The organism is Actinotalea fermentans, from assembly GCF_007991475.1.
GTDB classification, from domain to species: Bacteria; Actinomycetota; Actinomycetes; order Actinomycetales; family Cellulomonadaceae; genus Actinotalea; species Actinotalea fermentans.
The window spans coordinates 408,717-420,939 of the sequence record NZ_BJYK01000009.1 but is presented as its reverse complement, the minus strand read 5'-3'; the positions used below and the strand labels follow the sequence as shown (position 1 = coordinate 420,939).

Here is a 12,223-nt window from a genome sequence, read left to right as displayed (position 1 = left end):
GAAGGCCCGTGGCTCCCGTCGTGGACACCGCGGACGCGGGGGATCTGGGACACTGCGTGCGTGATCCGCACCCTCGAGCGCCCGGCCGCCTGATGGAGGTCTCGACCCGCGCGGTCCTCACCGCGGTGCTGGCGGCCGTCATGGCCGTGACCTCCTACGTCGTCGGGCTCCCCGAGCTCGACGGCACCGGCGAGCTGCCGATCGTCGTCGCCGCGTCGCTGCTCGCGCTCGCGATCGCCGTCGGCTGGCCGCTGCTGCTCGGGCTGCCGAACGTGCTCGGCTCGGGCGTCGTCATCGCCATCGGGGGCGTGGGCGCCGTGTTCGCCGTCGCAGGGACGCGTGGGGCGCCCTGGCTGCGCGAGCTGCCCATCGTCGTCGCGCTCGCGGTGCTCCTCGCCTTCGTCAACGAGCTGGCCCGGCAGGACGGCCGCGCGCGCCTCGTCGACTCGGTCTCCGGCACCGTGACGGGCGTGCTCGTCGCCGCGTCGGCGGCGGGCTGGCTGGCCGCGGAGCGCTCGGTCGGCGGCACGGCCCTCGTGGTCAGCGGTGCGGCGGCGCTCGCGGTCGCGGCGGCGACGTCGGCGGCCCCGCTCGGTGCGTGGCTCGGGGGCGTCGTCACGACGGGCGCGGGCGTGGCGACCGGTGCGGCCGTCGGGATCCTCATGGCGGACTTCCCGCGCGCGGTCGGTCCGGTGCTGGGCCTGGCGATGGGCGTCCTGGTCGCGGCGCTGCACGCGCTCTTCGACCGGCTGCCGGCCCTGCGGCGGCGGCTCGCCGCGTTCACCGTGGTGGTGCTGCCCGTCGCGCTGAGCGGGATCCTGGTCTACGTCGTCGGGCGCGTGCTGGTCACCTGAGGCGTGCTGGTCGCGTGAGGCCCGCTGGTCACGTGAGGCCGGCTGGTCGCCTGCGGCCGGCGCCGATGCGGGTGGCGGGGTGGTCTCTCCCGGCCCGCACCGTAGGATCGGCGCATGCTCGCGCTCGAGGTGTTCTTCATCGGCCTGCTCGTGCTGGCCACGCTCACCATCGGCTGGTTCGCCGCGTACAGCTTCTACAAGCTCTACAAGGGCCAGCGCTGACCGTGGCGTTCGCGATCCCGGCAGGTCTGGCCCCTGAGGTCTACCCGCTCGCCTGGCTCGTCGGACGCTGGGAGGGCGACGGCGTCGTCAGCTACCCGACGATCCCCGAGGCCCGGGTGCACCAGGAGGTCGTCGTCGACCACGACGGCGGCCCCTACCTGCGCTGGTCCGCGACCCTCTGGCTCGCCGCCGAGGGCGCCGAGGGCGCCGAGGGTGCCGAGGGCGCGCAGGACGACGAGCCGCGCGGCCAGGTGTGGTCCACGGAGTCCGGCTACTGGCGGATCCCGCCCCTGCGTCCCGCGGACACCCCCGACGGCAAGGAGCCCGTCGAGCTGCTGCTGATCGACCCCGCCGGCCACCTCACGCTCTACGCGGGCATCGTGGGCAACGGCCGGATCGACCTGGCGAGCGACCTGATCGCCCGCACCCCGGACGCGGCCGAGGTGAACGCCGCGACCCGCCTGTACGGGCTCGTGGACGGCGCCCTGCTGTGGGCCTGGGACATCGCTGCGTTCGGCGAGCCGCTGCAGTCCTACGCGTCGGCCCGGCTGGTCCGGAGCCCACGGTGACCGGGCCCGCGGTGACCGGTCCCGCGTACCGGAGCCCGTTGCTCGGGCGTCAGGGAGCGGTCGCGGCCACCACGGGGCCCGACGCCGGCGTCGCGTGGCACTACGGGGACCCGACGGGCGAGCAGCGCGCGCTCGAGCGCGGCGCGGCCGTGGTGGACCTCTCGCACCTCGGCGTGGTCACCGTGACCGGCCCGGACCGGCTCGGCTGGCTGCACAACATCACCTCCCAGCACCTCGCGCTGCTCCCGCCGCGGGTCTCCACCGAGACGCTCGTGCTCAGCCCGCACGGGCACGTGGAGCACGCCCTCGCGGTGGTCGACGACGGCGAGCGCACCTGGCTGATCACCGAGGCCGCGGCGGCCGCGCCCCTGGCGGCGTGGCTGGACTCGATGCGCTTCATGCTCCGGGTGGAGGTCGCCGACGCGACGCCCGCGTGGGCGGTCCTCGGCGAGCCCGTCGACGCGGAGGGTGCCGACGGCGAGCCGGTGACCTGGCGCGACCCGTGGCCGCGGCTGACCGACGGCGGCACCCGCTACGGGCCGGCCGGCGACGCCCATCCCGGCGCGGACCGCGCCTGGCGCCTGGTGCTCGTGCCGCGCGGCGAGCTCGCGGCCGCGGTGGCCTCCCGCGAGTCGGCGGGGTGGCGGCTGGCCGGGACGTGGGCGAGCGAGGCGCTGCGCGTCGCGGCGTGGCGGCCCCGGGCGGCCGCCGAGGTGGACCACCGGGCCATCCCGCACGAGCTCGACTGGCTGCGCACCGCCGTGCACCTGCACAAGGGCTGCTACCGCGGCCAGGAGACGATCGCCCGGGTGCACAACCTGGGCCGCCCGCCGCGCCGCCTGACGATGCTGCACCTGGACGGCTCCGGTCACCTGATCCCGGTGCCGGGGGCCGCGGTGCACGACGACGCCGGCCGGCCGGTCGGGCACGTCACCTCGGTCGCGCGGCACCACGAGCAGGGCCCGATCGCCCTGGCGCTGCTCAAGCGGAGCCTGCCGGAGGACGCCCGGCTGGCCGTGGTGTGCGACGGCGGCGACGTCGCGGCCGCGCAGGAGGTGATCGTGCCCGCCGAGGGCATGTCGGTCGACCGGCCGCAGGCGCGCGGGCCGGTGGCGCGCGGGCTCGGCGGGCGCCCCGCGGTCGGTGCGCCCACCACGCACCCGGGCTCGTAGGCTCACCCCGTGATCCGCGACCTCCAGCTCCTCGTGTACTTCGCGCTGTACGCCGTCGTGTTCGCGGTGACGGTGTACGCGCTCGTCGACGCGCTGCGCCGGCCGGCGGCCGCGTTCGTCAGCGGCGGCAAGCGCACCAAGCAGTTCTGGACGATCCTGCTGGGCGCCGCGACGGCGGTCGCGTTCGTCGCGATCCCGTGGCCGGTGGGCTTCGGCATGCTGTCGTTCCTCGCGCTGGGCAGCGCAGTCGCGGCGGGCGTGTACCTCGCCGACGTCCGGCCGGCGATCAAGCCGTACTCCGGGGGCTCCGGGCGGTCCCGCGGCACGCGCGGAGGCTGGTGAGGTGAGCCCGCAGGCGGGGCCGCTCGCCGTCGTCGTACGCGGCGGGGTGGTGGAGTCCGTGCACGTGGGGCACCTCGTGGTGGTGCGCCCGGACGGGACGGTGTCCCGCGCCGTCGGCGACCCGGACGCGACGATCTTCGCGCGGTCCTCGCTCAAGCCGCTGCAGGCGGCGGCGATGCTCGGCGCGGGCCTGGAGATCGACGACGAGGGGCTCGCGCTCGCGTGCGCCAGCCACTCGGGGACGCCGGAGCACCTCGCCGTCGTGCGCCGCGTGCTCGCCGGGGCGGGGCTGACCGAGGACGACCTGCAGAACACGCCGGACCTGCCGCTCGACGCCGCGGCGGCGCACGCGTGGCGGCAGGGCGGGCGAGGGCCGGCGTCGGTCACGCAGAACTGCTCCGGCAAGCACGCGGCGATGCTCGCGACGTGCGCGGGGGCGGGCTCGTCCGACTGGGACCCGGCGTCGTACCGCTCGCCCGAGCACCCGCTGCAGGTGCGCGTGCGGGAGACGATCGAGCTGCTCACCGGCGTGCCAGTGCGCGACGTCACCGTCGACGGCTGCGGCGCCCCGCTGTTCTCGACGACGGTGCACGGGCTGGCGCGGGCTTTCGGGCGGATCGCGGCGGCGGCGTCGGGCGAGGGGCGGCCCGGGGTGCCCTGGTGGGGCGAGGAGCTCTGGGCCCAGCACGGGGCGTTCCAGCGGGTCGGGCGGGTCATGCGCACGTACCCGTTCCTGGTCGGTGGGCCGGGGCGGGACGTGTCGCGGTTCATGGCCGCGGTGCCGGGGCTCGTGGCCAAGGACGGCGCGGAGGGCGTGTACGCGGCCGGCTTCGCCGACGGGACCGGGGTGGCGTTCAAGATCGCCGACGGGTCGGCCCGGGCGCGGCCCGTGGTGCTGCGCGACGTCCTCGAGCACCGCTGGCAGCAGGACTGGGCCGCCGCGCCCGACCAGTGGGCCGTGGCGGAGGTGCGCGCCATCGGGCACGTGCCGGTGCTGGGGCACGGCGAGCCCGTGGGGGAGATCGTGGGCGTCGGGGGCGACGACGTCGGGCGGGCCGTCGTGGGGGCGCGCTGGGCGTGACCGGGCGCGCGTGAACGGCACGGGTACGGGGAGACGGGTGTGAGGGGACGGGTGTGAGGGCGGTCCTGCAGCGGGTGAGCCGCGCGTCGGTCACGGTGGACGGCGAGGTGGTCGGCGCGATCGACCGTCCGGGCCTGCTCGCGCTGGTCGGCGCGACACACGACGACGGTCCCGAGCAGGTCGAGCTCATCGCGCGCAAGATCGCGGACCTGCGGATCCTGCACGACGAGAAGTCGGTGCTCGACGTCGGCGCGCCCGTGCTGGTGGTGAGCCAGTTCACGCTCTACGCGGACACGCGCAAGGGGCGTCGGCCGTCGTGGAACGGCGCGGCGCCGGGGCCGGTGGCCGAGCCGCTCGTGGACGCCGTCGTGGCGGCGCTCCGGGCGCGCGGGATCGAGGTCGCGACGGGCGTGTTCGGCGCGTACATGCAGGTGGAGCTGCTCAACGACGGGCCGTTCACGATCCTGCTCGAGGCCTGACGCCGGGAAGGGTCGGGCCCCTCAGCCCCAGGTGATCTGGACGCGCTCGGCCCAGCGGGCCAGCAGGTCTGCGCGGCCGTCCACGCGCACCTCGTCGCCGCGGTTCCACAGGCCCAGGTGGAGCTGGGCCGCGGTGCCACGGAAGACGGCGTCGGCCGCGGGGGTGCGCTCCGGCGTCGTGCGCATGGTCCGGATACCCTCCGGGAGGACCTCCAGGAACCAGGCCAGGGGGGCGGCGGGCAGGGCGTCGTCGGGCACGACGGCGATGCTCGTCGCCTCCGCGTCGCAGAGGCCGTTGCGGCCGCGCGTCACGAAACCCGTGAGCAGCTCGTCGAGACCGTCGAGCGCGAGGTCGCGCGGGATGGCGGCCTCGACGGCCGTCGGGCGACGGCCGAGGCGCGCGGCGAGGACGTCGACCGCGTGCATGCCGGTCTCGTGGGCCTGCCGGCGGGCCCAGAAGTCACGCGGCGGCGGGGCGTCGTCGAGGAAGACGAGCGCGGCGACGTCGGGGTCGGCGGCGGCGAACGCGGCCGCCATCTCCGTGATGCCCGCGGCGAACCACGCCAGGAGGTCGGCGTGCGGGACGGTCGCGAGGATCTCCGCCTCGGTCGGCACCGGCGTGGGGTCCAGGCGCAGGTTGGCGGTGGTCCAGCGGTGCACCATCCCCTGGTGGGCGACGACGTTCGCCACGCGCCAGCCCGGGCAGGTGGGCACGGAGGCGTCCAGGCCTGCGGCGGCGGCGTCGGCGAGCAGCGCGTCCGCGGCGGTGCGCACGGCGGCGAGGTGCGCCCCGAACGGGAAGGCGGGGCGGCTGGGGGTGGTGGCTGCCGGGGCGGCGGGGGCCGGGGTGGCGGGGGAGGTGCCGGACGAGTCGATCATGGTGGCAGCGTCGCACCCGCTGCGCGCCCCGGCGGCGACGTTCGTCCCGGGGGTATGGCTGCGTGGCCGGGGCGGTGCGGTGTCGTCCGCGCGCGGCCGTGCGCGTGCGTGTCGGACCCAGCAGGTAGATTGACACACATGTTCCAATTGTCGGGTTCGCCGCAGGCGGAGGCGCTGGCCGTTGCGCCGCCCTCGCCTGGGCTCGCGGCGATGCTCGACCAGGCGGTGGCCGAGGAGCTGGACGACGCCGCGCTCGTCGAGCTCGTGGCGGCGTGGCGGCGCCTGCAGTCCTGGGCGGCGGCGCGCGCGGCACGCGCGGCGGAGGCGCTCTCCCGGCGCGCGTCGATGAACCCGCTCTGGCCGGACGTCGCGGGGAGTGTCTCGGAGCCGTGCGTCGCCGCGGAGGAGCTCGCGATGCGGCTGGCCTGCTCGCGCCGGTCGGCGCGCGACCTCGTTCGTGCCGGTGCCGCCTACGAGGGTGCGCTGTGGCCCACCGGTGACGCGCTCGAGCGCGGCGACCTCGACGAGTCGAAGGCCCGCGTGCTGCTCACGGCGTTGGTGCCCGTGCCGGGCGAGCTCGCGATCGCCGTCCAGGAGGAGGTCCTACCGACGGCCCCCCGGCGGACGCCGGCGCAGCTGGCCGGGGACGTACAGCGGGCGCTGATCCGCGTCGACCCTGACGAGGCCGCCGAGCGCGCGGCCCGCGCCGTGGAGGAGCGTCGGGTCTGCCGGCCGCGCGTGCTGCCGAACGGCATGGCGGGCATCTGGGCGGTGCTCCCCGCTCCTGCTGCGGTGGCGCTCCACGAGGAGCTCGGGGCCGTCGCCCGTGCGGCTCGCCGCGCCGGGGACTCCCGCACGATCGACCAGCTGCGCGCAGATGCCCTCTGCGGCGCGCTGCTCGGGCGCGGTGCTGCCCAGGGCGCCCAGGGCGCGCTGCCGGACGGTCCCGGTGGCGCGCCCGGGAACGTCGACGACCCTCTCCTGCGCATCCTGCAGGCGCCGCCGCTTCGTGCCGAGGTCCGCGTCGTCGTGCCGCTGGATGCGTTGCTGGGCGTCGCCGACGGCGCGGCCGAGCTCGAGGGCTACGGCCCGGTGCCGCCCGCGACCGCGGAGGCGTTGGCGCGGGATGGCACCTGGCGGCGGCTGGTCACGGACCCGCTCTCCGGGACGGTTCTCGATGTCGGCCGGACGCGCTACCGGCCGCCCGCAGGCCTCGAGGCGCACGTGCGCACGCGGGACGGCACCTGCGTGCGGCCAGGCTGTTCGACACCGGCCGTGCGTTGCGAGGTGGACCACACCGTGCCGTTCGGCCCGGTCCAGGCGCCCGGTTCGGCCGAGGACGGCCCGACGGCGCACGACAACCTCGGGTGCCTGTGCAAGCGCGAGCACCTGCTCAAGACCCACGCTGGCTTCGTGCTGCGCCAGGTCGCGCCGGGGGTCTTCGAGTGGACGACGCCGACCGGCCACCGCTACGTCGAACGCCGCACCGCGCTCGACGGCGGGGTCCCGGTGGAGCTCTCGGTGTCTGGTCAGGCCGATGAGCCGGTCAGTGCGGGGCGTCGGGTGAACGGCCCGGGCGGCGGGGTACGTGGTGTCGGCGGCGGCGGCGATCGTGACCGCCGAGCCGGCTCGGAGCGTGGGCGCTCGCCAGGCGAGGGCGTCGTGCCGGTGCTTCCCGTGCCGGGCAGGCCGGTCGAGCTCCAGACGGCCGACGGGCGTCGACGGAACTCCGCTTTCCTCGTGGTGCGTCCGCACCGACGTGACGGGTCCGAGCCCGCCTCCGCGGGTGATCCGCCCTTCTGACCGAGGATGATCGCGAGGCGCCCAGACCGGGGTCACGACGACGCCGGGGCTGGGGCCGCGACGACGCCCGGGCCGGGGTCGCGACGACGCCCGGACCGGCGTCGTCCGCGGCCCCGGTCCGGGCGCCTGCCGCGGTCAGCCGAGGCGGGCGAGCTCCTCGTCGGTGAGCTCGAGCGTGACCGCCTCGAGCGAGTCGAGGATGCTCTCGGGGCGGCTCGCACCGGGGATCGGGATGACGACGGGCGACTTCGCGAGCTCCCACGCGAGCGCCACCTGCTGCGGGCTCACGCCGCGCTCGGCCGCGATCTCGCCGAACGCCGCGTGCGCGGACCCGAGCTCGCCGGCGCGCGTGATCCCGCCCAGCGGGCTCCACGGCAGGAACGCGATGCCGAGCTCGTCGCACAGCTCGAGCTCGGGCTCGCTGCTGCGGAACGCGGGCGAGAACTGGTTCTGCACGGACACGAGGCGGCCGCCGAGGATCTCCTGCGCGAGCCGGATCTGCGCCGGGTTCGCGTTGGAGATGCCCGCCATGAGGATCTTGCCCTCGTCGAGCAGGTCGCGGATCGCGCCGACCGACTCCTCGTACGGGGTGGCCGGGTCGGGCCGGTGGAACTGGTACAGGCCGATCGCCTCGACGTCGAGCCGCTGGAGCGACGCCTCGCACGCCTTCTTGAGGTACCCGGCGCCGCCCTGGGTGTACCAGGAGCCGTCGCCGGGCCGGCGGTGCCCGCCCTTGGTGGCGACGAGGACGTCGTCGGGCCCCTTGCCGGCCAGGCGCAGCGCCTTGGCGATGAGGATCTCGTTGTGCCCGACGTCGGTCGGGTCGAGGTGGTACGAGTCGGCGGTGTCGATGAGGGTAACGCCGGCGTCGAGCGCGGCGTGGATGGTGCGGATCGAGCGGGCCTCGTCCGGTCGGCCCTCGATCGACATCGGCATGCCGCCGAGACCGATCGCGCTGACGGAACGGTCGCCGATGCGACGCTGCTGCATGGTGCTCCTTCGTGCGGAGTCGGGTGGGCGCCGGTCCGGCGCACATCGATTCGACACCCGGGGCGCGGCCCGCCGCAATCGAGGCCGTGCCCGCGCTGCGACACGGGGGGAGGATCGCCTCATGCGCATCGAGGCGGTCGGCGGGGACATCACCACGCAGCAGGTCGACGTCGTCGTGAACGCGGCGAACTCGGCGCTGCTCGGCGGGGGCGGGGTGGACGGCGCCATCCATGCGGCGGCCGGGCCCACCCTCCTCGCCGAGTGCCGCGAGCTGCGCCGCACGTCGCTGCCGCACGGGCTGCCGGCCGGCGACGCCGTCGCGACGGGCGCGGGCGAGCTGCCGGCCCGATGGGTGGTGCACACGGTGGGCCCGGACCGCCGCGCCGGTCAGACCGACCCCGACCTGCTCGCCTCGTGCTTCACGCGCTCGCTGGACGTGGCCGCGGGCCTGGGCGCGGCGTCGGTCGCGTTCCCGGCTGTCAGCGCGGGCGTCTACGGGTGGGACGTCGGCGAGGTCGCCCGGATCGCGGTGGCGGCGGTGCGCGCCTGGTCCGCCGCGCACGACGACGCCCCGGTCACCCTGGTCAGGTTCGTCCTGTTCGGCGACGCCGCGCTGGACGCGTTCCGGACGGCGCTCGCGTCGGCCTGATCGACAAGGCCTCCCTGATCGAAAAGGCCTCCGCCGCGACCCGGTCGCCGGGCGACGATGGCAGGCACGTGCCGCGGCCGTCGCCGCGGCGACGACCAATCCCGGAGGAGCCCCATGCGCCAGCGTCCGTTCGCCCAGGTCGACGTCTTCACCGCGGAGCCGTACCGCGGCAACCCGGTCGCCGTCGTGCTCGACGGCGAACACCTGGCCGACGACGAGATGGCCGCCTTCGCGCGCTGGACCAACCTCTCGGAGACGACCTTCGTGCTGCCGGCCACCGACCCGGCCGCGGACTACCGCCTGCGCATCTTCACGCCCGGCGGCGAGCTGCCGTTCGCCGGCCACCCCACGATCGGCAGCGCGCACGCGTGGCTGGAGGCGGGCGGCGCGCCGCGCGACGGCGCGGGCCCGGTCCAGGAGTGCGGCGTCGGCCTGGTCCGCCTGCGCGCCGACGACGCCGGTCGCCTCGCCTTCGCCGCGCCGCCCCTGCGCCGCTCGGGCCCGGTCGACGCGGCGACGCGCGCCCAGGCGGTGGCCGCGCTGGGCGTCCCCGACGACGCCGTCCTCGACGCGGCCTGGGTGGACAACGGGCCCGAGTGGCTGGGCCTGCTGCTGCGCGACGCCGACACGGTGCTCGCCCTGCGGCCGGACCTCGCCGTGATGGACGGGCTCAAGGTCGGCGTCGTCGGGCTCTACGACGACGCGCGCCGGGCGGAGCTGGGGGCGCACGCCGAGGTGCGGGCGTTCGTGCCCGGCATCGGGATCGCAGAGGACCCGGTGACCGGGAGCCTCAACGCAGGGCTGGCGCTGTGGCTGATCCCGGCGGGTGTCCTGCCCGAGCGGTACGTGGTGTCCCAGGGCACCGTGCTGCGCCGGGCGGGTCGCGTGCACGTGGAGCGCGCGGGCGACGCGACGTGGATCGGCGGCGACGCCGTGACGTGCGTGGCGGGCACCGTGACCCTCTGACGCCGCGGGAACCCCATCCCGTCGTCTTGACATGACCGGATGTAGTAGATGTACTACATCTTGTCGGTGAACGACGACGGCACGTGGAGGGCGGGGGAGCGGTGGACGACGCGGTGATCAAGGTCCGCGACCTGCGGATGCGGTACGGCACCAAGGACGTGCTCGACGGGGTCGACTTCGAGGTCCACCGCGGTGAGGTGATCACGCTGCTCGGCCCGAACGGCGCCGGGAAGACCACGACCATCGAGATCCTCGAGGGGTTCCGCGAGCGCTCCGGCGGCGACGTCACCGTGCTCGGCCATGACCCGCTCCTGGCCCCGGAGCCGTGGCGCGCCGGCATCGGCATCGTGCTGCAGTCCTGGCGCGACCACGGGCTGTGGAAGGTGCGCGACCTGCTGCGCCACCTCGGCGAGTACTACGAGCCCTACGGGACGCCCGGCCGGCCCCGGCCGCGCGACGTCGACGAGCTGCTCGAGGCCGTCGGGCTCGCCGACGCGGCCGGCCAGCGGGTGTCCAAGCTCTCCGGCGGCCAGCGCCGGCGGCTCGACGTCGCGATCGGCATCGTCGGCCGGCCCGAGCTGCTCTTCCTCGACGAGCCGACGGCGGGCTTCGACCCCGAGGCGCGGCGCGACTTCCACGACATCGTGCACGCGCTGGTCGACCGCGAGGACACGACCGTCGTCCTCACCACGCACGACCTCGACGAGGCGGAGAAGCTCGCCGACCGGATCCTCGTCCTGGCGGGCGGCCGCATCGTCGCGGACGGCAGCGCCGACGCGCTCGCCCGCCAGGTGCAGGGCAAGGCGCAGGTCACGTGGTCACGCGGTGGCGAGCGCTACGTGCACGCCGCCGACGACGCCACGGCGTTCGTCCGCCAGCTGTTCGCGCAGTACGGCGACGACGTCGCCGACCTCGAGGTCCGCCGCACCACCCTCGAGGACACCTACATCAGCCTGGTCCGCAAGCACGAGTTCGGCGAGGAGTCCCGGCCCGAGCCGGGCGGCCGCGAGGACGACCTCAGCCGGACGTCGACCGAGGGAGTGCGGCGATGAGCGCCCCGACCCAGCCCAGCCCCTCCGACCTGCGCCTGCACGCCGTCCGCGTGGGCCTGCGCCGAGGCTGGCGGCTCTGCCTCCTGAGCCTGCGCAACCCCGAGGACCTGGTGTTCTACCTCCTCTGGGGGGGCGGGATGGCCGTCTACCTGATCCTCAACCGGAACGTCGTCATGGAGGGCACCGACCTCGGCCTGCCCGCCGTCGCGCTGCCGGGCATCATCGCGGCGGTGCTCGTGTTCGGCGGGATCGCCGGGCCGGCGTTCTCGCTCGTGCTGGAACGCGAGGACGGGACCCTGCTGCGCGCCAAGTCCGCGCCGTACGGTATGGACGGCTACGTCACGGCCCAGGTCGTGTACCAGGTGTCCGGCGCGCTGCCGATGCTCGCGATCCTGCTGGTGCCGAGCGCGTTCATCATCGACGACCTCATGCCGCGCGGTCCGCTGGGCTGGCTCGTCGTGCTGGGCCTGCTCGTGCTCGGCTTCCTCGCCACCATGCCGATCGGCATGATCATCGGCTCGCTGGCGCGCAAGCCGACGCACGTCTCCACGTGGGGCATGCTGCCGGTGCTCGGGCTCACGCTCTTCTCGGGCGTCTTCGGGCCGGTGACCAACCACGCCGGCTGGGTGCAAGGCCTGGTCCAGGGCTTCCCCACCTACTGGCTCGGCCACCTCATGCGCTGGATCTTCCTGCCCGACGCCGCGAAGCAGATCGAGCTGGGCGGGCAGTGGCGGCTCGGCCCGGCGCTGCTGGTCCTCGCGGCCTGGGCGGTCGTCGGCCTGGTCCTCGTGCCGCGTGTCCTCCGTAGGATGGCGCGCCGGGAGTCGGGCTCGGCCGTCGAGGCCCGCATGGCGGAACGGATGCAGCGGGTTGGTTGAGCGCAGCGGGACGCCCGCCGAGCAGGTCCACAACCGCATCGCCGTGCTGCGCGCGGAGCGGGGCATCACGCGCCGCCAGCTCGCCGACGCCCTCGAGGTCCACTACCAGACCATCGGCTACCTCGAGCGCGGCGAGTACAGCCCGAGCCTGTACCTCGCCCTGCGGATGGCCGAGTACTTCGAGGTCCCGGTGGAGGTCCTGTTCGCGCTGCGGCCCTTCCCGCGCATCGGCGTCGTGCCCGACGCGCGGGAACGCGCCTGAGCGCGACCGCGGGTACGCAGGTCGC

The 12,223-nt window shown here is 75.7% G+C and carries 14 protein-coding genes; 12 read left to right on the top strand and 2 right to left on the bottom strand.

All coding sequences use genetic code 11. The features are described 5' to 3' along the window. Window positions 1-56 precede the first annotated feature (56 nt). The 6 genes from AFE02nite_RS13880 to dtd all read left to right on the top strand — a co-directional run bounded on the left by AFE02nite_RS13880 (window position 57) and on the right by dtd (window position 4,719). Window positions 57-854 carry a hypothetical protein gene (locus AFE02nite_RS13880; protein ID WP_261765628.1) on the top strand — a complete coding sequence of 266 codons (798 nt, stop codon included), beginning with the start codon at window positions 57-59 and terminating at the stop codon, window positions 852-854. Between the two features lie 224 nt (window positions 855-1,078). After that, on the top strand, window positions 1,079-1,645 hold the full coding sequence (locus tag AFE02nite_RS13875; RefSeq protein ID WP_034249909.1) for an FABP family protein: 567 nt from the start codon (window positions 1,079-1,081) through the stop codon (window positions 1,643-1,645). Beyond that, window positions 1,642-2,817 (top strand): CAF17-like 4Fe-4S cluster assembly/insertion protein YgfZ, encoded by a 1,176-nt coding sequence (ygfZ, locus tag AFE02nite_RS13870; protein ID WP_261765627.1) that lies wholly within the window; start codon window positions 1,642-1,644, stop codon window positions 2,815-2,817. The genes AFE02nite_RS13875 and ygfZ overlap by 4 nt, the downstream gene beginning before the upstream one ends. Before the next feature lie 9 nt (window positions 2,818-2,826). Beyond that, window positions 2,827-3,159, top strand: a complete 333-nt coding sequence (locus AFE02nite_RS13865) for a DUF2516 family protein (protein ID WP_034249164.1) — start codon at window positions 2,827-2,829, stop codon at window positions 3,157-3,159. A gap of 1 nt (window position 3,160) precedes the next feature. Then, complete coding sequence (locus tag AFE02nite_RS13860) at window positions 3,161-4,240, top strand: asparaginase (protein ID WP_034249165.1); 1,080 nt, start codon at window positions 3,161-3,163, stop codon at window positions 4,238-4,240. Between the two features lie 53 nt (window positions 4,241-4,293). Next, a complete protein-coding gene (gene dtd / locus AFE02nite_RS13855) occupies window positions 4,294-4,719 on the top strand; it encodes a D-aminoacyl-tRNA deacylase (protein WP_034249166.1) in 426 nt (141 codons plus the stop codon). A gap of 21 nt (window positions 4,720-4,740) precedes the next feature. Here the strand turns inward: dtd and AFE02nite_RS13850 are convergent, their stop codons facing one another. Beyond that, window positions 4,741-5,598: a maleylpyruvate isomerase N-terminal domain-containing protein gene (locus AFE02nite_RS13850; protein WP_146819842.1), complete on the bottom strand. Its 858-nt coding sequence runs from the start codon at window positions 5,596-5,598 to the stop codon at window positions 4,741-4,743. A gap of 210 nt (window positions 5,599-5,808) precedes the next feature. Here AFE02nite_RS13850 and AFE02nite_RS13845 point away from each other — a divergent pair, with 210 nt between their 5' ends. Next, a complete protein-coding gene (locus AFE02nite_RS13845; protein ID WP_052114045.1) occupies window positions 5,809-7,401 on the top strand; it encodes an HNH endonuclease signature motif containing protein in 1,593 nt (530 codons plus the stop codon). A 135-nt stretch (window positions 7,402-7,536) separates the two neighbouring features. On the opposite strand, the gene AFE02nite_RS13840 is transcribed toward AFE02nite_RS13845, so the two are convergent. Beyond that, window positions 7,537-8,391, bottom strand: coding sequence for an aldo/keto reductase (locus tag AFE02nite_RS13840; protein WP_034248945.1), 855 nt, complete (start codon window positions 8,389-8,391; stop codon window positions 7,537-7,539). Window positions 8,392-8,512: 121 nt separating this feature from the next. On the opposite strand from AFE02nite_RS13840, the gene AFE02nite_RS13835 reads away from it, so the two are divergent. The 5 genes from AFE02nite_RS13835 to AFE02nite_RS13815 all read left to right on the top strand — a co-directional run bounded on the left by AFE02nite_RS13835 (window position 8,513) and on the right by AFE02nite_RS13815 (window position 12,198). Continuing rightward, window positions 8,513-9,040 (top strand): O-acetyl-ADP-ribose deacetylase, encoded by a 528-nt coding sequence (locus AFE02nite_RS13835; protein ID WP_034248944.1) that lies wholly within the window; start codon window positions 8,513-8,515, stop codon window positions 9,038-9,040. A 114-nt stretch (window positions 9,041-9,154) separates the two neighbouring features. Further along, window positions 9,155-10,006 (top strand): PhzF family phenazine biosynthesis protein, encoded by an 852-nt coding sequence (locus AFE02nite_RS13830; RefSeq protein ID WP_146819840.1) that lies wholly within the window; start codon window positions 9,155-9,157, stop codon window positions 10,004-10,006. 101 nt (window positions 10,007-10,107) lie between these two features. After that, window positions 10,108-11,058, top strand: coding sequence for an ABC transporter ATP-binding protein (locus AFE02nite_RS13825; RefSeq protein WP_261765626.1), 951 nt, complete (start codon window positions 10,108-10,110; stop codon window positions 11,056-11,058). After that, complete coding sequence (locus AFE02nite_RS13820; RefSeq protein WP_052114100.1) at window positions 11,055-11,936, top strand: ABC transporter permease; 882 nt, start codon at window positions 11,055-11,057, stop codon at window positions 11,934-11,936. Before AFE02nite_RS13825 ends, AFE02nite_RS13820 begins: the two co-directional genes overlap by 4 nt. Next, a complete protein-coding gene (locus tag AFE02nite_RS13815; RefSeq protein ID WP_034249280.1) occupies window positions 11,929-12,198 on the top strand; it encodes a helix-turn-helix transcriptional regulator in 270 nt (89 codons plus the stop codon). Before AFE02nite_RS13820 ends, AFE02nite_RS13815 begins: the two co-directional genes overlap by 8 nt. Window positions 12,199-12,223 lie beyond the last annotated feature (25 nt).

Coding starts and splice junctions, on each gene's coding strand:
- AFE02nite_RS13850 (WP_146819842.1), bottom strand. CDS start 5,598: ATGATCGACTCGTCCGGCACCTCCCCCGCCACCCCGGCCCCCGCCGCC.
- AFE02nite_RS13845 (WP_052114045.1), top strand. CDS start 5,809: ATGCTCGACCAGGCGGTGGCCGAGGAGCTGGACGACGCCGCGCTCGTC.
- AFE02nite_RS13840 (WP_034248945.1), bottom strand. CDS start 8,391: ATGCAGCAGCGTCGCATCGGCGACCGTTCCGTCAGCGCGATCGGTCTC.
- AFE02nite_RS13835 (WP_034248944.1), top strand. CDS start 8,513: ATGCGCATCGAGGCGGTCGGCGGGGACATCACCACGCAGCAGGTCGAC.
- AFE02nite_RS13830 (WP_146819840.1), top strand. CDS start 9,155: ATGCGCCAGCGTCCGTTCGCCCAGGTCGACGTCTTCACCGCGGAGCCG.
- AFE02nite_RS13820 (WP_052114100.1), top strand. CDS start 11,055: ATGAGCGCCCCGACCCAGCCCAGCCCCTCCGACCTGCGCCTGCACGCC.